At 32.4% G+C, this 22,984-nt stretch carries 19 protein-coding genes; 15 read left to right on the forward strand and 4 right to left on the reverse strand.

From position 1 onward, the window contains the following. Positions 1-31: 31 nt before the first annotated feature. The 10 genes from CIW83_RS11080 (at position 32) to CIW83_RS11120 (ending at position 8,796) form a co-directional block, all read left to right on the forward strand. The gene (locus CIW83_RS11080) at positions 32-1,066 is read left to right on the forward strand and encodes an autoinducer 2 ABC transporter substrate-binding protein (RefSeq protein WP_094901150.1); all 1,035 of its coding nucleotides are present in this window, start codon (positions 32-34) and stop codon (positions 1,064-1,066) included. A 73-nt stretch (positions 1,067-1,139) separates the two neighbouring features. Next, entirely contained in the window at positions 1,140-2,660 is a 1,521-nt protein-coding gene (locus CIW83_RS11085) for a sugar ABC transporter ATP-binding protein (RefSeq protein ID WP_094901152.1), read from the forward strand. Continuing rightward, the gene (locus CIW83_RS11090) at positions 2,653-3,660 is read left to right on the forward strand and encodes an ABC transporter permease (RefSeq protein ID WP_201259813.1); all 1,008 of its coding nucleotides are present in this window, start codon (positions 2,653-2,655) and stop codon (positions 3,658-3,660) included. Before CIW83_RS11085 ends, CIW83_RS11090 begins: the two co-directional genes overlap by 8 nt. A gap of 20 nt (positions 3,661-3,680) precedes the next feature. Next, a complete protein-coding gene (locus CIW83_RS11095) occupies positions 3,681-3,971 on the forward strand; it encodes an ABC transporter permease (protein WP_094901154.1) in 291 nt (96 codons plus the stop codon). After that, entirely contained in the window at positions 3,955-4,716 is a 762-nt protein-coding gene (locus CIW83_RS11100) for an ABC transporter permease (RefSeq protein ID WP_094901156.1), read from the forward strand. Before CIW83_RS11095 ends, CIW83_RS11100 begins: the two co-directional genes overlap by 17 nt. A gap of 16 nt (positions 4,717-4,732) precedes the next feature. Then, on the forward strand, positions 4,733-5,290 hold the full coding sequence (gene hxlB / locus CIW83_RS11105; protein WP_094901158.1) for a 6-phospho-3-hexuloisomerase: 558 nt from the start codon (positions 4,733-4,735) through the stop codon (positions 5,288-5,290). Between the two features lie 34 nt (positions 5,291-5,324). Then, positions 5,325-6,794, forward strand: coding sequence for a xylulokinase (gene xylB / locus CIW83_RS11110; protein WP_094901160.1), 1,470 nt, complete (start codon positions 5,325-5,327; stop codon positions 6,792-6,794). Positions 6,795-7,059: 265 nt separating this feature from the next. Continuing rightward, positions 7,060-7,401, forward strand: coding sequence for a zinc ribbon domain-containing protein YjdM (locus CIW83_RS11115; protein WP_094901162.1), 342 nt, complete (start codon positions 7,060-7,062; stop codon positions 7,399-7,401). A gap of 100 nt (positions 7,402-7,501) precedes the next feature. Continuing rightward, positions 7,502-7,648, forward strand: coding sequence for a hypothetical protein (locus tag CIW83_RS22920; RefSeq protein ID WP_201259814.1), 147 nt, complete (start codon positions 7,502-7,504; stop codon positions 7,646-7,648). Positions 7,649-7,842: 194 nt separating this feature from the next. Continuing rightward, the gene (locus CIW83_RS11120) at positions 7,843-8,796 is read left to right on the forward strand and encodes an ROK family protein (protein ID WP_255374382.1); all 954 of its coding nucleotides are present in this window, start codon (positions 7,843-7,845) and stop codon (positions 8,794-8,796) included. A 291-nt stretch (positions 8,797-9,087) separates the two neighbouring features. Here the strand turns inward: CIW83_RS11120 and CIW83_RS11125 are convergent, their stop codons facing one another. Then, positions 9,088-10,269, reverse strand: coding sequence for a DHHW family protein (locus CIW83_RS11125; RefSeq protein ID WP_094901166.1), 1,182 nt, complete (start codon positions 10,267-10,269; stop codon positions 9,088-9,090). A 171-nt stretch (positions 10,270-10,440) separates the two neighbouring features. Between CIW83_RS11125 and CIW83_RS11130 the strand changes: the two genes are divergently transcribed. Next, positions 10,441-12,195, forward strand: coding sequence for a methyl-accepting chemotaxis protein (locus CIW83_RS11130; RefSeq protein WP_094901168.1), 1,755 nt, complete (start codon positions 10,441-10,443; stop codon positions 12,193-12,195). A 47-nt stretch (positions 12,196-12,242) separates the two neighbouring features. On the opposite strand, the gene CIW83_RS11135 is transcribed toward CIW83_RS11130, so the two are convergent. From CIW83_RS11135 to CIW83_RS11145, 3 genes are all read right to left on the reverse strand, one after another. Beyond that, the gene (locus CIW83_RS11135; RefSeq protein ID WP_094901170.1) at positions 12,243-12,386 is read right to left on the reverse strand and encodes a YvrJ family protein; all 144 of its coding nucleotides are present in this window, start codon (positions 12,384-12,386) and stop codon (positions 12,243-12,245) included. A gap of 105 nt (positions 12,387-12,491) precedes the next feature. Further along, on the reverse strand, positions 12,492-12,710 hold the full coding sequence (locus tag CIW83_RS11140) for a DUF2922 domain-containing protein (protein WP_094901172.1): 219 nt from the start codon (positions 12,708-12,710) through the stop codon (positions 12,492-12,494). A gap of 47 nt (positions 12,711-12,757) precedes the next feature. Beyond that, positions 12,758-12,979 carry a DUF1659 domain-containing protein gene (locus CIW83_RS11145; RefSeq protein WP_094901174.1) on the reverse strand — a complete coding sequence of 74 codons (222 nt, stop codon included), beginning with the start codon at positions 12,977-12,979 and terminating at the stop codon, positions 12,758-12,760. Positions 12,980-13,750: 771 nt separating this feature from the next. Here CIW83_RS11145 and CIW83_RS11150 point away from each other — a divergent pair. From CIW83_RS11150 to CIW83_RS11165, 4 genes are all read left to right on the forward strand, one after another. Beyond that, positions 13,751-16,747, forward strand: coding sequence for an S-layer homology domain-containing protein (locus tag CIW83_RS11150; RefSeq protein ID WP_094901176.1), 2,997 nt, complete (start codon positions 13,751-13,753; stop codon positions 16,745-16,747). Positions 16,748-16,837: 90 nt separating this feature from the next. Further along, the gene (locus tag CIW83_RS11155; protein ID WP_235601302.1) at positions 16,838-18,673 is read left to right on the forward strand and encodes a S8 family serine peptidase; all 1,836 of its coding nucleotides are present in this window, start codon (positions 16,838-16,840) and stop codon (positions 18,671-18,673) included. Beyond that, complete coding sequence (locus CIW83_RS11160; protein WP_094901180.1) at positions 18,634-21,102, forward strand: Fn3-like domain-containing protein; 2,469 nt, start codon at positions 18,634-18,636, stop codon at positions 21,100-21,102. The genes CIW83_RS11155 and CIW83_RS11160 overlap by 40 nt, the downstream gene beginning before the upstream one ends. 324 nt (positions 21,103-21,426) lie before the next feature. Then, a partial coding sequence (locus tag CIW83_RS11165; protein WP_158220099.1) for a S8 family serine peptidase occupies positions 21,427-22,984 on the forward strand: 1,558 nt, incomplete at its 3' end.

Raw genomic sequence — 22,984 nt, forward strand, 5'->3', positions numbered from 1 at the left:
TACAAATAAATATTATTAGGAGGAAAATTTAATGAAGAGATACTCAAGAAGAATATTAGCATTTATCTCACTATTAATGATTTTATCATTAGTAGCAGCATGTAGTCCAAAAGGAAATAATCAATCAGCTAGTGATGGAGAAGATGTATTTGAAATAGTAATGGTAGCAAAACATGAAGGTATTCCATGGTTTGATGATATGAGAAAGGGAGTAGAAGAGTTTAATAATGAATATAAAGGAAAAGTAAAAGCTTGGCAGATTGCTCCTGAAGGTGGAGACCCTGCTAAACAAGTACAAATGGTTGAAGATTTAATAGCACAAGGTGTAGATGCTATAGCTGTTGTTCCAAATGATCCAGATGCCATGAGACCAGTTTTAGAAAGAGCTAAAGAAAAAGGAATAATAATCATTAGTCATGAAGCTGCTGGTTTAGCAGATGTAGTAGATTATGATGTTGAAGCTTTTGACAATAAATCCTTCGGAGTACTTATGTTTGATGAGTTGGCGAAGGCTATGAGCGGTAAAGGTAAATTTGCTGCCATGGTTGGTGGATTAACCATGGAAACTCATATGGAGTGGTATAATGCTGGAATGGAACATATCAAAGCTAATTATCCTGATATGACACCTATATCTGAGCAACCATATGAAGACAAGAATGATGATAAAATTGCTAGAGATAAAGCTCTTGAAATATTAAATGCACATCCTGATTTACAAGGATTTGTAGGAACTTCGGTTTCAGCAGGAAGCAATATGGCTTCTGTTCTAAAGGAAAGAAACAATACTGATGTTAAAGTTGTTAGTTTGGGTATTCCTTCTGTATCAGGTCCTTATCTTGAGGATGGTTTTATGGCACATGCTCAAACTTGGAGACCAGCAGATGCTGGTTATGCAAGTGTGAATCTTGCATACAAAATTCTTGCTGGAGAAGAAATTAAAGAGGGAATAGATTTAGGTAGACCTGGATATGAAAGTATTAAAATCACAAATAAAGTTGTATATGGTAATGCTCCTTTGGAATTAAAAAAAGGAACATTTGAACCTGGAAAATATCCATTCTAATTTGTGCAGCATAAAGACAAAGGAATAAAAACTTTTCCTTTGTCTTTATTATCATAAGATGGGAGAGAATTTAATGGGAAACATATTATCAGCAAAGAATATTTCCAAGAGTTTTGATGGAGTTCATGCTCTTAAAAACATTAATATAGAAATTGAAAAGGGCAATATTAAATGCCTTGCAGGTGAAAATGGTTGTGGTAAGTCAACCCTTGTTAAGATCCTATCTGGTGTCTATACACCTGATAAAGGGTCAATAAATATTGAAGATAGAAGTTATAGTTGTCTAACTCCAATAACTGCAATAGAAGAAGGCATTCAGGTTATTTACCAAGATTTATCTTTATTTTTGCATATGAGTGTTGCCGAAAATATTGCTATGAATAAAATGATTTACAGCAAAAGTAAATTTATAAATTGGAAAGAAATATATAGAATTGCTGGGGAACAATTAGATAAAATAGGTGCGTCTTTAGATTTAAATGCTCCAGTTAGAAATTTATCTATTGCTAATAGACAATTAGTAGCAATTTGTAGGGCTTTAAGTTTAGATGCAAAGGTTTTATTCATGGATGAACCAACTACTGCCTTAACCAAAAAAGAAGTAGATAGATTATTATCTATTGTTTTAGGATTAAAACAAAAGGGTATTTCTGTTGTTTTTATAAGCCATAAATTAAATGAGATTTTTGAAGTATCAGATAGTATAACTGTTATTAGAGATGGTGAAAAGGTAGGAGATTTTACTGCTAATGAGCTCAATCCTAAAAGCTTATCTTATTATATGACTGGAAGAGAGATTGGGTATTCAAGATATAAAAAGACATATTCAAAAGATGATAAAATTTTAGAGGTAAAAAGCCTTACTAAAAAAGGTATGTTTGAAGATATTAATTTTACCCTTAAAAAGGGAGATATTTTGGGAATTACAGGTTTGTTAGGTTCTGGTAGGACGGAAATTGCACTATCATTATTTGGATTAAATCCTATTGATAGTGGTAATGTTATAATTGATAATAAACCTGTGAATATAGACTCTCCAACTACAGCTATGGAATATGGTATAGCTCTTTTACCTGAAGATAGATTAACTCAGGGTTTATTCCTTGAGAGCAGTGCTAAGTTCAATATAGGTGCTACCATATTGGAACAGCTTAAAAATGGTTTTGGAGTAATAGATAAAAATAAGCAAGAAAAAATCTCCACAGAAGTTGTAAATAATATGAATGTAAATAATAAGGATATAGAATTACATGTAAAGAAATTATCTGGAGGAAATCAACAGAAAATTGTTCTTGGAAAATGGATGGTTACTAATCCTAAGGTATTCATATTAGATACACCTACTGTAGGAGTTGATATAGGATCGAAATCTGAAATATATGATAAGATTCAAGAAAATGCAAATAAAGGCATGAGTATTATACTTATTTCAGATGAAATAGAGGAAATATTAGCAAATTGTAATAAAGTGATAATAATGCATGAAGGTAAGATTATTAAGCATTTAGACGAAGATGATCTTGATAATGATAATGTTCAGGATAGAATTTTTGAAATTATCAATAATCCATTAGGGAGGGTAGAAGATGAATAAAAGGTTTAGAAAACTAAAACCAATGGAGAAATATCTAATAAGTATATTAGTAGTATATATATTAATTGTTAGTTTCGTAAGTAAAAACTTTTTATCTATGAATACGTTATTTGACCTGCTCAGGACATCTTCAGGAACATTAATATTAGCTGCTGGTGCTTTGGTAGTTTTAATATCTGGAGGAATCGATGTTTCTTTTACTGCTATTGCTGTAGTAAGTGGATATTCATCTATACGATTGATGATTAGCTTGGGAATTGATAATATTTATTTTGCACTATTATTCTCAGCTTTTATAGGATGTTGTCTAGGAATTATAAATGCTTTAATAATTCATTTTTTCAGGTTATCTACATTTATTGTTACCTTAGGGACATCTAGTGTTTTCTATGGATTTATGACTACCTTTATAGGTACAAGCAGTATTTCTGTGGCTGATAAACCACAGTCTTTGTTTAATTTTGGGAAGGCTCGATTATTTACAATTACCAATGGTTCTGGATCTTATGGAATTCCATTATTCTTTGTAATAGCTGTGGTTATTCTTGCTGTTACTTGGTTTATTTTATATAGAACTATATTGGGACGTAGTATTTTTGCAATTGGAAATTCAGAGGAATCAGCTCTTAGGGCAGGAATAAATATACTTAAAACAAAATTATTTGTTTATGCCTATATGGGATTACTATCAGGTATTATGGGTATAGTTTATTTTTCTGAAATAGATTTAATAAATCCTGTATCCTTAGTTGGAAGTGAACTGATGGTTATAGCTGCTGTAGTTATAGGTGGAATACGATTAACTGGTGGTGAAGGTACTATTTTAGGTGCAATTTTAGGAGTAGGAATTATTCAGATATTTAAATCTACTCTTGTATTTCTGGGATTATCAACTTCATGGAATGATTTGTTCATTGGAATAATCCTTATAGCAAGTGTTTCTATTATATCTTATCAAGAACGAAAGAATAATAGAAAACAGTTAATATTTACTAAATGATTAAGTAAGAGGTGATTAATTTGAAACCGACACATGAAAAGTATCATAAGTTTAATGGTATCTTAAAAAATGATACAAATATGCTTGTTTTATTGGGAGTATTCACTACAGTAACTTTATTTCTTGGTATTACATTGAAGGGTAAGTTTTTTTCTATAAATAATTTTCAATCTATGGCTTTTCAAATCAGTGAATTTGGATTTTTAGCTATTGCTATGTCACTAGCTATGTTAACTGGAGGAATTGATCTTTCGATAGTATCAAATGCAGGACTTTCAGGTATAATAGCAGCTTTTGTATTATCAGGTTAAATTTTTTAATATAGAAAGTGTTAGTAGTGGAGTTACTATATTAATTGCAGTTTTAGCTGCATTAGCATGCTCAACTTTATGTGGATTATTTAACGGAATATTAATATCAAAACTATCTATTCCACCAATATTAGCTACTCTTGGGACTATGATATTATATACAGGAATAGGTATGGCCCTAACTAATGGTGAAAGTGTTAGAGTTGGCATAAGAGAATTTTCGAAGCTTAGTTCAAAGACATTATTTGATATTCCATATATATTTATTTTACTGGTTATTACCTTTATTATAGTGTCATTTATATTATCTAAGACAAAGTTTGGAAGTGAAATATATATGGTGGGTCAAAACTCAGTAGCTTTAAGATTTTCAGGAGTTGATGCTGAAAAGGTGCTAATAAAAACCTATGCTATGATTGGATTTTTAGTAGGTATCTCGTCTTTAATTATAATTTCTAGAGTTAACTCTGCTAGAATGGGATTTGGAGATACTTATCAATTACAAACAATTTTAGTAGCTGTATTAGGAGGTATTGATCCAGATGGAGGTAAAGGGAAATTATTTGGCGTTGCCTTAGGAATAACAGTTTTACAATTTCTTCAAAGTGCATTTACAATATTTCAATTTACGCCATATTCCAAAAAGCTGATATGGGGGATATTGTTATTAGCTGTAATGATTACAAACTTTTTCATTGACAATGGAAAATTATTGAAATTATCAAGAAAAATAAAAGCTAATTAAATTGGAGGAGTCTAATATGAAATTTAATTTAGTATACAAAACTATTTTAGAAGAATTGGATCAAGTATTTGAAAGAATTGACTACAAAGACATAGAACATTTTATGGATATGATAAATAAATCCGATAGAATATTTTTGATGGGAGTAGGAAGAGAAGGACTTGCGACTCGTGCCTTTGCCATGAGATTAATGCATTATGGAAAAGAAGTGCATTGGTGTTGGGATGATACAACTCCTGCTGTCAGAAAAGATGATCTTTTTATTTTCACGTCAGGGTCTGGGGAAATAGGGCATATCCATTATGTAGTAAATGAAATTAAAAAGGTTGGAGCCAATATAGCTCTTATAACAGGAGTTCCTGATAGGAAGACAGCAGAACTAGCAGATTTTGTTCTATGGGTACCTGCAAGTGTTTATAAAGGAAAAGATAATGTAGTACCATCCATTCAACCTATGGGAAATTTATTTGAACAATCCTTGTTTATACTATTCGATATGATTATTATGAGTCTTGTAGATAATAGTGAGACTACTTTTGAGGAAATGTCAAATCGTCATAGAAATTTTGAATAATCATTTAAAATAGATATTGAGAGAAGGGATATAGATGTACTTTATTGGAGTTGATGTTGGAACTACATCGGTAAAAATACTTGCTATAGATGAATTAGGTAAAATTATAAAAACCGTTACCAAGGAATATCCTATTTACTTCCCTCAACCAATGTGGTCTGAACAAAATCCAGAGGACTGGTGGCAGCAGACTTTAAAGGGCTTAGATGAATTATTTAGGGGAGTTAACAAGGCGGAAGTCAAGGCCATAGGATTAAGCGGTCAAATGCATGGGCTAGTTATCCTTGGTGAGGAAGATGAAGTTATTAGACCAGCCATACTTTGGAATGACCAAAGAACTGAAAAGGAATGCCATTATCTAAACAATATCGTTGGAAAAGCAAAGATTTCAGACTGGACTGGGAATATTGCATTAACAGGCTTTACTGCTCCTAAGATATTATGGATAAGAGAAAATGAACCAGATAATTTTAATAGGATTAAAAAGATTATGCTGCCAAAGGATTATTTGGCATATAAAATCAGTGGTGAATTTGCAACCGATATGTCTGATGCATCTGGGACTTTATACTTAGATGTTAAAAATAGAAAATGGTCTAATGAGATGTTAAATGTTTTAGGAATCTCGGTAAATCAATTACCTAGACTTTATGAGTCCTTTGAGGTTATTGGAAATATAAAGGAAGATTTAGCTGAAAGATTAGAATTACCAAAGGATGTAAAGATAGTAATTGGTGGTGGAGATCAGGCAGTTGCAGCCGTTGGTGGCGGAATAGTAGGAGAAAATGCGTGCTCAGTATCATTAGGAACATCTGGCGTGGTTTTCGCGAATTCGGAGGACTTTGTAGTAGATAATAATAACAGACTTCATTCATTCTGTAATGCAAATGGTAAATATCATGTCATGGGAGTTACCTTGGCAGCAGCAGCCTCTCTAAAGTGGTGGGTTGAAAATGTAAATGAATCAAATTTTGATAGTTTATTGGATGAAGCAAAGAATGTAAAAATAGATAATAATATTTTCTTCTTACCTTACTTAATAGGTGAAAGAACTCCTCATAATGATCCAAATGCTAGAGGTACCTTTATGGGGATGAATATGACAACTAAAAGAAAAGATATGACTAGAGCCATTCTAGAGGGCGTAGCATTTTCCCTTCGTGATACCTTTGAAATTATGAGGGATATGGGAATGAATATTGTTGAGATTACCATCAATGGCGGTGGAGCAAGGTCTGATTTGTGGTGCCAAATCATGGCAGATGTATTAAATGTAAAAGTTAACAAAGTAAATTCAGATGACGGCCCTGCATATGGAGCTGCAATTTTAGCCACTGTAGGATATGGATTATTTGAATCTGTAGATAAGGCTTGTAACACTTTTATAAAAATAACTGATAGAATTGAGCCAAGTCTAGATAGGACATTATTATATGATTTAAAATATAATAAGTTTAGAAGTATATATCCTAATATAAAGGATTTATTTAAAGAATTAGTATAGAAAATATATGAATAAATTTTAGATAAAATCAAAAGGGCTCAAAACAGAGCTCTTTTTTACCTTTTAGGGCTTAAATTGGACAATATTGGAATATCTGCTATAATTGTGGTTAGCTAATAAAGTTTATTTAAAAAGATGTATAGTACTAAGGAAATAACTTTTAACTATACAGATTCAATTGACTTTATAATAGTAAGGGAAGGACACTTATATGGTTTAGTATCTTACTTAGAAAAATAATCGAAAAAATGGAGGAAATAAAACTATGAGTAATTTACCAAATTGTCCTAAATGTAGTTCCGAATACACTTATGAAGATAGAGAGTTTCTTATTTGTCCAGAGTGTGCTTATGAATGGAATCAAGAATCAGAGGATGAAAATAATGAAAATCAAAATATTGTAAAAGACGCAAATGGAAATATCTTAAATGATGGAGATACTATAACGGTAATCAAAGACCTTAAAGTAAAGGGAAGTTCATCAGTTGTAAAAATAGGTACTAAAGTCAAAAATATACGTTTAGTTGATGGAGATCATGATATTGATTGTAAAATTGATGGCTTTGGAGCTATGAAGCTGAAATCTGAATTCGTTAAAAAGCTATAGAATATATAAAACTATATAAGTATCTTAAGGATATCTTACGTTCCAGTCTGAATAAAAAAATCATCACTAACCTATAATAAAATATATGGGAGGTGGTGTGATGGAAGATAAAAATAAGCTTTCTCAAGTAACTTTAGCTAATATAGATAATGAAGAGTTAAAAGAAATACAAAACCTTGAACAAAAACTTGATGATAAATATTATATTCTTGCATTTAAGAAAACGGAAAATGAAACATTTTCTTAATTGAGAAATACCTTCTAGTATTATGCTGCTAGAAGGTATCTTTTATAACTCATATTAAATTTTTAATATATTTTGATTTTTTAAATAGAGTTTAATTTATATGAGTTTCAAGAAATTACCTTATAATTGCTTTAAGAGAAATTTTTTTATTTGCCCTATTTATAAAATTTGGTATAATCATGGCAAAGGGGGTAATGAACTTGAATATTGGTATTGATATAGGAGGAACTAATATAGGGGCAGGACTTTTGGATGAAGATTTAAATATAATTTATAGAATAGAAATCCCTACTAATAAAGATAGGGGTTATGATTTTGTCAAGTCTCAAATCATATCAATTATAGAAGATATGATATCCAAAGCCTCTAAATTAAATCATAAAATAGACTCTATTGGTATTGGTTTACCTGGGATTGTAGACATAGAGGGGAATAATGTTATATATAATGCTAATCTTAATTGGAACAATGTTCCTCTTGGAAAAAATCTAAGAGATAGATTTGATATTCCAATAAATATAGAAAATGATGCTACCATTGCTGGAATCGCAGAATCTGCATTGGGGGTTATGAAAGGTTATTCTAATTCAGTTTTTATTACTCTCGGAACTGGAGTAGGTGGAGGAATTATTATCAATCATAAGGTATATACAGGAAGTCATGGTTTAGGCTCTGAAATAGGTCATATGATAGTGGGAGAAAACTTTTATGATTGTAACTGCGGGAATAATGGATGTCTAGAAACCTTTATATCTTCAACAGCAGTACGGAGATATGTCATAAATGAAATAGAGCATGGCTTTATAAATACCAGCATATTTAAAAATGTCAATAGTATTGAAGAAATAGATACTAAGTTAATATTTGAATGTGCAGAATTAGGTGATGAATTATCTAATAAGGCAGTGAATAGGATGGCTAAATACCTTGCCATAGGAATAGCAAATATTATCAATATTATAGATCCAGATATTATAGCCATAGGTGGAGGGGTAGCAAAGGCAGGAGATTTCTTTTTAAATAGGGTAAAGGATCTGCTGCCTAGATACATTCTATTTAAAGAATTAGACTTTGGAGAAATCAAACTTGCCAAATTAGGTAATGATGCAGGAATCATAGGTGCAGCTATGTTAAAAGAATATAAATAGCGGGACTAAAATGTATGCTTTTGTAGTATTATATTGAATAATATAGCTTTTATTCATTTTCATTATAAAAATTTACAGTGGAGTACTAGATATAATAGGTTATTTACGATTGTTATATTTCAGTTCCGATAGTTTTGTCTAAGGGAATTGCTAATCTATAAGAGGGGACTTAAGTCCTCTTTTATATTTCAAAAAATCTTCCACATACATACAAAAAAATATATATTTCCCGGGAAAAATACAAAAAATATATAAAAAATATATAAAAAATAGACAAGTGTCAAAACTTGTCTATTGGAATTTACCGTTGCCTTCTGGATTTCCGTAGTTTAAATCATCTCTTATCATGAGTACTACTGTAGGCTTGTGTAAATCTATATATTCATATAAATTCATTTCCTTATAATGTCTTAGATCTAAGATTCTTGTTTCATTAAAATGATAATATAGGAGTGGCTCCAATGCATTGGTGAATGAATCACCGAATATAAGTAAATTTGGTAAATTCTCTCTATTGGTGTCTATAATTATCTCCTTTTGATCTCCCCCCATATATACACTATAGGAAGGGTTTTCATCATTATTAATATAATATAATTTAGGATCTAATACTCCGTTGGTATATTTCTCATAGTCTATGCGGTTCTTTGGATATGCAATAGATACTTTTTCATCTGCTGGATGAAGGAAATAAAGCTGCCTATTTCTACTACCAAGTATTGGTTTATCTAAAGTAACTATATCTAATTCTTCTATGTCTAGAGGTTTTCCAATATCTAAGCCAAGGTCATTTCTTAACCTATCTATAATCTCTACATATGTTCTATAGGAACCTTTAAAACTAAAATGATGATCAGTCTTTAAATAATTTTCATTATCTTGGTCTTTTTTGAATACTTCATTCATATTAATATAGTTTATATTACTTTTTTCTAGATTATTGAACATCTTATTTTCATTTTCTACAAAATATCCTTCTTTATTTTCAAAATAGTTTTGGTATCTTGATTTGAAAAAGGATGATTGACCAGGCAATCCTACAAAATAAAATTCTCCGCCATTAGCTTTAATATGATTCTGTAGATTCTTCATATTTTCTGTCATTGCATTTAAGTTGTTTAAGTAATACTCCAAATTATTAGACAGTTCCTCTGTATAAAAAGGAAGTAAAGTATCCTCTTTTCCTATAATTATATTATTTATTTTGTGTTTACCTAAGACTTTCATATTAAGCAGAGTATATGATTTTATTAGATAATCTCTGCCTATTATATGATCTGATATATAGTTTTCCCATTCACTGAAGTATTGTCCATTCAAGAGTCTTTCATTGCTATACTGTGGCAATGGTGCTAGAGTTCTATTCTCTATATTAGAGACATTGACATTATATCTCATAGCTGTTAGTATGGGAATGGCAAATATTACTAGCAGAAATATTAATATTATTTTATATCTTAGAAATTTTTTCATTAGCTTTTCTCCTTAGGTTGAAGTCATTTTAATTATATATTATTGTGTCACTGTTTTCAATATTAGAGATATTTATTAATGAAAGGCCAATGCTAATAGGACTTTTAGTTAGGTTTAATATGTCGAAAAGTGGGTATATTTCCAAAATACAAATGAAAAGGGGTGAGTTTATTGCTTAAAAAAAGGAATTCTATTAAGGGTAAAATACTTACCATGTCAATTTTGGTTCTAATTGTTTCCAATATTGCCATTGGGTTATTGGGATACACTATTTCAAAGAGGCAATTAAATGGAAAAGGGGAAATAATTCTAGAAAATGCTGTAGAAGCGGCCATTCAAATGATTGATCTGGCACAACAAGGTGTAGAGAAAGGTTTATATACTCTTCCACAGGCTCAGGAAATGATAAAAGAGAAATTACTTGGTAAAATAACAGCTGAAGGTACTCGACCTATAGATTCCCCCTTGGATTTAGGAGAAAATGGATACTTTGTTGTATATAGTCAAGAGGGAGATGAGATTGCACATCCTAGCTTAGAAGGTAAAAATGTCTGGGACGTAAAGGATAAGTCTAAGGAAGAAGTTTTACTTGCGCAAGATAGTATAGCTAAGGCTAAAAGTGGCGGAGGTTTTACATACTATGACTGGTTCTTACCTCATAGTGAAAATATAGGAAGAAAGATTGTATATAATAAGCTAGATCCTAATTGGGGATGGGTTGTAACAGCAGGAAGCTATGAAATGGATTTTAATAAAGGAGCATTAAATGTCCTTAAATATACAAGTATTGGAGTGGTGATTTTCCTTGTTTTAGTAACTGTGATTATGTATAGCTTTTCTCATAAAATGGGTAAGGCATTGGAGACAGTTACAATCCGGGCAGAGAATATTGCTAGTCTAGATGTAAGTGAAAATATATCTGAAGCTTTAATTAATCGAAATGATGAGATTGGAATGTTGGCTAATTCTTTCCAGAGAATTATTGACAATCTTAGAGGATTTGTGAAGCAGATATCTGATACATCAGAGCACCTTGCAATATCATCAAAAGAACTTACTATTTCAAGTGAACAATCAGCAGTATCAGCAAATGAGGTAGCCAAAGCTATTGAAGATATCGCCCAAGGAGCTACACATCAAGCCATGGATACGGAAAATGGAGCAAAGCATATAAACGATTTAGGAGAGTTAGTAGAAAATAATGAAGAGTTTTTGAGAGAATTAAATATTTCTACTGGAGAGATAGATAAATTAAAGGATGAAGGATTTGAGATTCTTAGGGAATTAATAAAAAATACTGAATCTAATAATAGAGCAACAATGAATATTCAGGATGTAATCAATAGCACAAATGAGAGTGCAGAGAAAATAGAAAAGGCTAGCAATATGATAAGAAGCATTGCTGAACAAACTAATCTATTGGCTCTAAATGCAGCCATAGAGGCAGCAAGGGCTGGAGAAGCAGGCAGAGGATTTGCAGTTGTTGCAGAGGAGATAAGGAAATTAGCAGAAGAGTCTAATGGATTTACTGAAGATATCACAGCGATTGTCAACGATTTGAGCAGTAAAACTCAAGAAGCTGTAGCTACTATGGACGAAGTAGCCAAAATTGCAGAACTGCAAAGCAAAAGTGTAGAGGAAACTAATAATAAATTTATTGGAATTGCAAATGCTATTGAAAAATCCAATGATGTAATTAGTTTTATCAATAAATCTGGAAAAGAGATTATGGACAAGAAAGATATTATTGTTGAAATAATTCAGACCTTATCAGCTATATCAGAGGAAAATGCAGCAGGAACTGAGGAGGCTTCAGCTTCTGTGGAAGAACAGACAGCAACTATGACCCAAATTGCTAATGCTAGTCAAATTTTAGGAGAGTTAGCATTTAGTATGCAGGAGAGTTTATCTAAATTTAAATATTAAGAGATAATGTAAAATGGATAAGGAAATTACCTTATCCATTTTATAAATTACTTTGTTGATGCTATAGTCTTAGATAGCTCAATGATGCTTTCTGACAGTTGATTTAGTTTTCCTTCTATCCTAACTAATAGATATATAGATAGGACTATTGGAAAACCAAGGTTAGCTATTCCAGAATATATTTCACTCATTTAATCACCACCCATTTAACAATTAACAATTAACGATTCACAATCCATAATTGAAAGAATAAAAGATTAAGAGATTAAAATAAGGGGACATGTTGCCCCCCTATTTTAGATACTTAGCTTATTTACTGTTGTAGTTACTATTCTAGCTTCTTTTGCCTCTACTAGATTGAACATTTTAGAATCAAATATATTGCAAGTTATTATGGTATCCATAGCCTGAGATACTTCTTCAGGGGTTATATCTAGCCTTGGCTGATCGATACTAATCATAAACTTTTTGTTTGTTTCATCAAGAAACTCCATTTCTAATTTAGTCTTTTCCATTAAATCACCTCCTTTCCTAAAACTTTTCACTATTCACTGCTTTTCTACTACTCTTCGATTAAACTAGTGGTTTCAATTCTTTGCACCTTTAATAAAGGTCTATTCTGTAGACTAGCTATAGTCTTAGCAGCAGCATGTAGATTTAAATCATCAGCTGTAGTCTTTATTTGTGCAAAGGTCTTAGGATGGACTTTTTGTTTTCCATTTACTACTCCATCATCAAACTCAAGTCTTAATGTTAATTTTTCCTTTAAAACATCAATTGCCATATTTTCACCTCCCTCTAATCAATTCATAGCCAAAGGGCACTTACGCAATTCACAGTTCACAATTAACAATTGAAAAGATAAAGATACTAATACCAATTCAATTTATCCTTCATAAAAGCTAGCTTTATTTGGATAGTCAACAGTGAATTATGTCTTACAACTATTAAATAGAAATAGAAAAGATAATTTACTATGAGAAATTAAATTTTTAAATAATATATAGCGCAAACGCTAGATATAAATCTATGAAATAAGGAAAGCAGAGGATTTGAAGCTGGAGATGAGTTAAATGTCTCTATTGGTATTTTGATTTATATTTCTTTATAAATATAGTGCGGAATTTACAAAATTTTCAAAAAATGGCCACAAAATTCTAAATAAAGCAAAATAATATTAGTAGATTGTTTATCAGCTAATTAGGAGAATAAGACGTTAGCAATAGATATATTTCTGTTTATAGACATAAGAATGTATTTTATGATTAGCAGAAAGAAGTAGATAAAGAGATATTTTGTATGTAATAAAAAATTTTCCTATTAAATATGACAGATATATTTATAGAGTAACAATTATTAATGTTATTGTATATTTTTTAATCTGATAATGATTTAAAGTGGTATACATAAAAGCCCCTTTTTTAAAGGAATAAAAGGGTATTGACAATAACTTACATCTATTAAAGCGTGTCATAACTTGCTCCTAGACTTTGTTTTAAATTAAGTATTATCATATAAAAGAGACAAGTATAACTATTAAAGGAGGGGTATTTGTATGAAAAGACTGTTATCGCTGATTCTTTCTTTAATCATCCTTATGTCTACAGGCATAGTTGCATTGGGACAAGTGAGTGATTATGAAGACAATTGGGCGAAGAGTGAAATCAACTACATGAAAGATAAGGGAATTCTTTCAGGTTATCCAGATGGAACATTTAGACCTACTAACAACATGAGTAAATCAGAATTTTACAAAGTTGTTAATGGTATAATGGGTTTTACTCAAAGATCGGAGGTTAACTTTAATGATGTAAATCCTACAGATTGGTATTATGCTGAGGTACAAAAGGGAGTGAGTGCTAATTATATACTTCCGGGGACATCATTAAATGCTAATGAGAACATTACTAGGGGAGAAGTTGCCAGAATAATTGGCATTATTTTTGGAATAGAAGAGGACAAAGCTGAGGCATCTAAATTTGCAGATAGTTTAACTTTACCTGAAGAACTTAAAGGTGTTGTCGGTGGGTTAAAGAAAAATGGATATATAAATGGTTATCCAGATGGAACTTTTAGAGCAAATGCAGAGATTACAAGAGCTGAAGTAGTCAAGATGCTATATAACATTTCAGGTGAAATAGTTAATGTATCGGGAACTATAAATAAAAATACAAATACAAATCTTATAGTAAATACAAAAGATGTAATGCTGAAGGATATAGTAGTCGGAGGAAATTTATACTTAACAGAAGGTATAGGGGAAGGCAATACAATTCTTGATAATGTAGTAGTAAAAGGTAAAGTAATTGTTAATGGAGGAGGATTAAATAGTTTAAGTATTGTAAATTCCCAATTGAATTCAGTATCTGTTGATAAAAAGCAAGGGTTAGCAAATGTAGTTCTTTCTAACACAACAGTGGGAGAAGTTAAAATTGTAAAACAAATGAGATTAGAGCTTACTCAAGGAAGCTATATAAAGAAAGCTGAACTAAGGGATAAGGCAGATATTATATTAGCAAATGGCACATCAATAGATGACCTTAATGTAATTGGAGGAGATATAGTTATAGATTCAAAAGGTACAATAAAATCTCTTAAATCAGGAAATCAAATTAAAGTTAACGGATCAACATTAAAAGCTAATGTAGAGTATAAGGTAGTAAATGGGAAATTGGAAGAATCTAATCCAACTGTAGCATCGACCAAAAAGTCAACTACTACAAAGCCATCTACAAGACCAGACCCAGTAACATTAAACAGAATTTCGATTAAATCATTACCTGATAAGTTGGTTTATACAGTAGATGATGAGTTGGATATTACAGGTTTAGTTATAGAGGGAATATATAGTGATGGTAGTAGAGAAATAGAGAGAGTAACAAAATCTAATATAACAGGATTTGATAGTAGACAGCCAGCAGAAAGACAAGTTTTGACTATAAAAGTTGGGGGGAGAACTGCTACTTATACAATAAAGATTCAAGCAAATGACCCAGTAAAACCAGAAGTAAATAAAAGAAAATTGGCAGAAGCAATAGCAGAAGCTAGAAGAAAGAATGAAGAAGATTATACAGAGGAATCTTGGAAACCATTTGAAGTAGCTCTAGATATAGCTATAGAGGTAAATGAAGATAATGAGGCTACACAAAGAGAAATTAATCAAGCGTTATCAGAACTAAATGCCCGAATGAACGGATTGGTAAAAAGAGAAGGAGAAAATCCAGATCCAGAGCCTATAGAAGTAGATAAAACTGCATTAATAGCTGCTATAGATAGAGCAGAAGAAAAAAATGAAGAGGATTATACTCCAGAAACATGGGGACCATTTATTGAGGCTCTAGAAGCAGCAATAATAGTAAGAGATAATCCAGAAGCTACTCAAAGGGAAGTTAATGATGCACTATATGAATTAAATGACAAAAGGGATGCATTAGTAGAAGAAGAACCGTCAAATCCAGAACCAGTAGTAAATAAATCAGAATTAATAGCTGCAATAGATAGAGCAGAAAGAATGAATAAAGAAGATTATACAATAGAATCATGGGATGACCTTGAAATAGCACTAGAAGCTGCTATAGAAGTTATAGATGACTTAGAAGCTACTCAAAGTGAGGTAGATCGAGCATTAGAAAATTTAAATGCAGCAATAGAAGGCTTAGAAATAAAAGAAAGTCCAGTAGAACCATCCATTACAAACATCTTACCAGATAAAGATATATCCCTTAAAGCTGGTGACACATTAGAGGTCAGCTTTAATGCACCAGAAGGTGGTAGAGCTTACTTCAGATTACTTCTTCCATCTGATACTCATAGAAATAGAATGGCTGATGAAAAGGCTAATGAATATGAAATGGAAATGATAGAAACAAAGCCGGGATATTATTTAGGAACTTGGGTGGTAGGAGAAGAGATAAATGCATTGAATCTGGAAGTTGAAGTAAACTTTGTAAGTGCTGAAGGAGATAGAATAAGAGAGATAGCAGAAGGAAGAGTAAATATAACAATGGAGGACTTAGATCCAGTAGTAGATAAAACTGCATTAGCAGCAGCTATAGCGGAAGCTATGGCAAAGAAAGAAGAAGATTATACGGAAGAATCTTGGAGACCATTTGCAGAAGCTTTACAAGAGGCTATAGAGATAAATGACAATGATGAAGCCACTCAGGAAGAAGTTAATATGGTATTAACTAGACTAAATACTTGTATGAGTGCATTGGTAGAGAAAGAAGGTCCTGTAGATCCAGTGGAAGAACCAAGAGTAATGGTAGAGGTTCGTAATTCATCACCTAATTTTTTCCCAGCCTTAATTCAGATAAAGGTAGCAGTTGAAAATATAGCCAATGCTGGAAAGTATGATGTAGTATATCAGTTATCTGGAGGAGAAAATTCGAATACTTCTATATTTGATTTAGGTACATGGTCTACAGAATCATTTTTCTTCAATCCAAAAACTATAACGGATAAGGTAACTATTAGAATTTATGATGTTGAGAAGAATTTATTATACACATTTGCAGATGTAGTGTTAGTAAATCCAATGATTCCAAAATAATCATCCACAGTAATTCAAAATTACTTTGAATCAATCATTTTTCAAATGAGTGATTAAATAAAATTTAAAGGAGGAAGCGATTTGAAGAGGATGAATAGGATTTTAGCATTATTACTTGTACTAACTCTGATAATACCAGGGTTCACCTTTGCAGAAAGTGAAAATTCAACTCAGGGGGAAACATTAACAAGAGCAATAGAAAAGTTTAAGGCTGATGAAAACGCTGAAAAGATTAAACTAGAAGACGAATTAGGAGAATTTTTTGAAGATGAGGATGAGGTCAGGATTATTGTGGAGTTAAAATCTGATCCATCAATAGTTTACGCTACAGAAAGAAATTTAAGATATGAAGAAATGTCAAAATCTTCAATCAAAGAAATCGAAAGAAGAATAGATGAGGAACAAACGCAGGTCAAGAAAAACATTGAATCCAGCAGAGTGGATATGAAGTTTATAAATAGCTTCAATACAACATTTAATGGATTCAGTGGTATGGTCAAATTTGGAGATATTAAGGTTATTGAAAGTTTGCCTCAAGTCAACAAAGTATATATATCTAATGAATATGAAAGACCAGAGATAAAACCTGATATGGATACATCCAAGGATATGATTGGAACACTTCCAACTTGGGATATAGGATATAAAGGAGAAGGTACTGTTGTAGCTATTATAGACTCTGGTATTGATCCAAGCCATAGAGATATGGTACTTAGTGAAGGAACTAACCCAAAGATCACTAGAGAAACATTGGAAGGAAAGAATTTACTTGGTAAATATTATACTGAGAAGGTTCCTTATGGATATAACTATTATGACTTAAATAGCGAAATATTAGATTTAGGTCCAGATGCATCAATGCATGGCATGCATGTAGCTGGTACAGCAGGAGCAAATGGTGATATCGATAATGGAGGAATCAAAGGAGTAGCTCCAGAATGTCAATTACTTGCTATGAAGGTATTTTCCAATGACCCAATTTATTCAACTACATTCAGTGATATATATCTAGTAGCCATAGATGAGGCCATAAGACTTGGTGCTGATGTTTTAAATATGAGTCTAGGTTCAACGGCATCTTTCTATGTTCCAGAATCCGCAGAAGATGTTGCAATAACCAATGCTACAAATAATGGAATAGTATGCTCAGTTTCGGCAGGGAATTCTGGTTCAATGACCTATGGATGGACGGGAAACAGCGGATATCCATGGAAACAAAATCCTGACATAGGTGTAGTAGGTGCCCCAGGACTCAATAAAGATACTATACAGGTAGCATCAATTGAAAATACTCATCGAAAAGTAAATGGATTGACTTATATAAAAGATGATGAGGAACACAAGGTTCCAATGGCAATAGCAGGGAATATTAATCCAGCAACAGTACTCTCTGGGCCTCAAGAGTTTGTAGATGGTGGTTCAGGTCATCCGTCAGAACTTACTAATGTGGCTGGTAAAATAGCCCTAGTGGTTCGTGGTGGATTAACACCTAACTTTACTGAGAAAATAGAGAATGCTCAGAATGCAGGTGCAGTAGGTATTATAGTACGTAACCATGAAACTGGTGGAGAAGATCTAGTAAATATGGCTATACCAGATTCTCACACCATACCAGCAGTATTTATAGGTTATAACGGTGGGATAGCTTTATTAGAATTAGAAAATAAGGAAGTATTGTTTACAGATGAAATAATGACTATACCCAATATTAATACAGGAAAAATGGCAGAATCTACATCATGGGGAGTTACTCCTTCATTAGAATTTAAGCCTGAAATAACAGCACCAGGTGCACAGATATATTCTACATTAAATGATAATAAATATGGAACAATGAGTGGTACTTCAATGGCAGCGCTCATGTGGCAGGCGGCTCTGCTCTTGTTATGGAGTACATTAAAGAACATGAAATCTATGGTGAATTAGATTTATCAGAGCAAACTAGACTTGCTAAGGTACTATTGATGAATACAGCTATACCAGCATTAGATCAATATGAAACTGAATATTCACCTAGAAGACAAGGTGCAGGTATAATGGACCTTTATGGTGCAGTATCTACTCCAGTGAGAGTAGTAGATGACAGAACTAATGAAGCAAAGGTAGAATTAAAGGATTTTGAAAATACAGAGTTTACTATGAGATTTAAAGCTATAAATGATTCAAATACAGATGCAACATACAATGTAGATGTTACAGTTTTAGCAGATTATGTTCATCCGTCAGGTTTGAATCTATTGCTATCTGATTATATCTACGATGCAGATATAGATAAACCAGATTCAGTGACTATTCCAGCAAATGGAGAATATATATTTGAAGTGATTGTAGATATAGGAACAGATTCTACAGTTTATAGAAATATGTTTGTCGAAGGTTTTGTTACTTTGGTTGACCCTACCGATGAAAAACCAACACTTTCAGTTCCATATGTAGGATTTTATGGCGACTGGGGAGAACCTGCTATTCTTGATGGTATGAGATTTATTGATCCTACAGGAAGCTCTTATTTCAATGCATCAGGTATGTTATATTGGGATGCTAAAGATAATGGATATTTCTATACTACACCACATATATTCATGAATCCGGGAACAGTAGCTGGACGTGAGAGAGGTACTGGCAATATAATGCCGTATTTATCATTTATGAGAAATGCGGAATCAGTTAATTATAATATATTAGATAGTGAAGGTAATCTATTGAGAACTATCTTGATGCAGCAATACAAGAGAAAAAATTATATTAATGGAGGGAGAAATCAACCTGTTGGAATGGTTACTGCTGCACAGTGGGATGGAATAGTAAATGGTGAAGTTGTACCAGATGGAAACTATTTCTATGAAATTGCTGCTAAAATCCATTATGGCGGAGCAGAAGTACAATCTAAGAAGATTCCAATAACTATTGATACAGTTGGACCGGAAATAAGCAATTTATTATATAATCCACAGACAAATAAGCTTACTTGGAATTCAGTGGACAAAGGCATAGGTATATTAGGATTCATGTTTAATATAAATGGACAGGAAATAGAAGCAGTTGTTCTTGGAGAAGAAGGAAAGACTTCATATGAATTAGATATGAAATCATATATAACTGATGCAAAAGAATATAATATAGAAGTAATATCCGTGGATAAATTATATAACACGAATCTTGCTGAACTTACTTTTAATATAGATAACACTCATCCATATATATATATCTACGAGCCTAAACTACTTGAAATGTATACTACGAATGATGTATTATTTGAAGGCTATGTTGCAAACTTCTCATTATTAGATAAGGTACTCGTGAATAATGTTGAAGCTGATATTGAGTTTAAAGACCATGTGGATTTATATCACCCAGATGATCCAAGTACACGTATTTACTCAGGACCGGCATTTAAGTTTACAAAAACTTTAGCCATGGAAGATGGCTATCAAGAAGCTAAGATAGAGGCTGTATCCAAGACTGGAGCATCCAGTAGTTTAGTGAGAAGATTTTATGTAGACACTACTGATCCAGAACTAAATATAGATATATTAAGTATCGATAAAGAATCAAAAACAGCAGAACTAGAAATTACAATGATGGATAATTTAGGATATCTAGAGTTATTCTTAGGTGACAGTCAGATATATGTTTATGACTATCCTCTTGTTATAGTTGAGCCTGCTAATGAAACAATAAACCACACCGTAAATCTTGTAGAAGGAGAGAATTATTTCCTATTTACTTTAAAGGACGGAGCAGGGCATAGTACAGTTAAATCTATAATCGTTAATCTAGAATCAGGAGAAGGACCACAAGAGCCATCTATTAGAAATATTAAACCATCAAGAGATGTTGAACTTGAAGCTGGCGGCACTTTAAATATAAGCTTCAATGCTCCAACTGGCGGATCTGCATATTATAGAATACTGCTTCCACTTGAAGTAAGCAGAAGCAGCTATGGAACTCCAATGACTGAAGAATCATCAGGACTATATACAGCTACTTGGACAGTTCCAGATGGATTTATAGCATCAAATTTAGCAATAGAAGTAGTATATGTTGCTGAAGATGGCACTGAAATATTTGAAACAGCAGAAGGAAGAGTAACTGTGAAAGGAGCTATGAAGAATATGCCTGCAAACTCCATTATATTAGGGGATGAGGCTTTTGATATGGACTTTTTAGATAATGATGCAAGTGCACAGAGAAAGTTAACTGAATGGTATAATGCTGGAAATCCAGTTTATATCAAGCTTGGATTCGATACTATAGTGGATGAAGATGGTAATCTAGTAAATTTAGATATTTTACCAAATAGATTGATTCATAAAGATGCGTTTGGAACCATAAGGATATTTGAGAGATATTAAAGTAAATAGAAATGTTACCCCTAAAAGATGTTTAGGGGTAACTTTCTTATTTAACTAGATATTGACAAATTATTGGAAAATAATATAAAAAAGTCAAGAAACTATAAGCACTTGCCATACTTTGATAAATATTAACAATATCTCAGAATATTAAGTAAATCATGACAATGAATGGAATAATTAAGGGGTGGTGATAAATTACTCCTTATGACATATATATAGAAATTAAAATAGTTTGCTAAAGTTTTACTTTTACATAATTAAAAAAAGGAGGTGTAAAAGAGATTAAATATTTTGCAAAAAACTAAAGGGGGGAATTGTTGAATGTCAAAGAACAAACAAGTAAGAAAAGTATTATCCCTAATAATAAGCCTTATTATGGTAATGGGATATTTTACATCCTTTGTTTATGCAGAGAACAACCAACTTAGTTCAGCAAAAGAAGATTTATATGAATTAGCTGCAAATAAGATTTCAGCTGAGGTAAAGGAAGACATAGATAATGAACATCTAGTGGAAATACTCATATATATGGCGGAACAAGTGGATACAGAAAGAGTAGCCCATGCTACAAGATCAGCTGTATCATCAGCTATGACCCCATATCAAACTAAGCTGGAAGTAAGAAGTGCCGTAGTGGAATCTCTAAAAGATACTGCAGAAATGACTCAAGCTAATGTTCTAAAATATTTAGAACAAGAGATGGAAAACGGAAATGTAGTAGAATTCACACCTTATCATATAGTTAATATGGTATATGTAAAAGCTACAAAGGAAGTAATAGAAAATCTTTCCTATATGCCAGAAGTAGATAAAATCTACAAAAATAAAACCCATACATTAGAAAACCCAGAGATGAGTAATGAAATAGAACCTACAGCTAATGGAGTAGAGTGGAATGTTGAAAAAGTAAAGGCGGATCAAGCATGGGATCTAGGATACGATGGAACAGGAGTAGTAGTAGCAAATATAGACTCAGGAGTAGATTGGACTCATCCAGCACTTAAGAATAAATGGAGAGGCTATGACCCAACTACAGGAGCTACAAGTGCTAATGGAAACTGGTTTGACCCTGTATACAACGCAGCATTACCAGCAGATTCAGATGACCATGGAACTCACGTAATGGGAACAATGGTTGGTCAAGAACCAGATGGATCTAATAAAATAGGTATGGCACCAGGGGCAAAATGGATAGCAGCAAGGGTATTTAATACAGCTGGTTCTACAACAGATGCTATATTATTATCAGCAGCACAATGGATGTTAGCACCAGGTGGAAATCCAGACAATGCTCCAGATGTGGTTAATAACTCATGGGGTGGAGGGGCTGGAATAGATGATTGGTACAGAGAGGCTGTTAGAAACTGGAGAGCAGCAGAGATATTTCCAGCATTTGCAGCAGGAAATCAAAGATTAGGGGAACCGGCGCCTTGGCCAGGATCTATATCATGCCCGGCTAACTATCCCGAATCCTTTGCAGTAGCTGCAACTGATAGAAATGATATAAGAGCATATTTCTCAAAACTTGGACCATCACCATATGATGAATCCTTAATTAAACCAAATATATCAGCACCAGGTGTAAATGTAAGATCATCTATACCTAATAATGGATATGGAAATAATTCAGGTACATCAATGGCAACTCCAGCAGTAGCAGGAGTAGTTGCACTGGTATTATCAGCTAATGCTTCTTTATCAGTAGCAGATCTTGAAGAAATTCTTCAAAATACAGCTACACCACTAACTGACTCCACATACCCAACAGCACCAAATATGGGTTATGGATATGGTCTAGTAGATGCATTTGAAGCAGTATCATCCATAGCCACAGGAACAGGATATATTTCAGGTAGAGTATTGGTTCCTGGAGAAGATA

It is taken from the genome of Tissierella sp. P1, assembly GCF_002266425.1.
Taxonomy (GTDB): Bacteria; Bacillota; Clostridia; order Tissierellales; family Tissierellaceae; genus Tissierella; species Tissierella carlieri.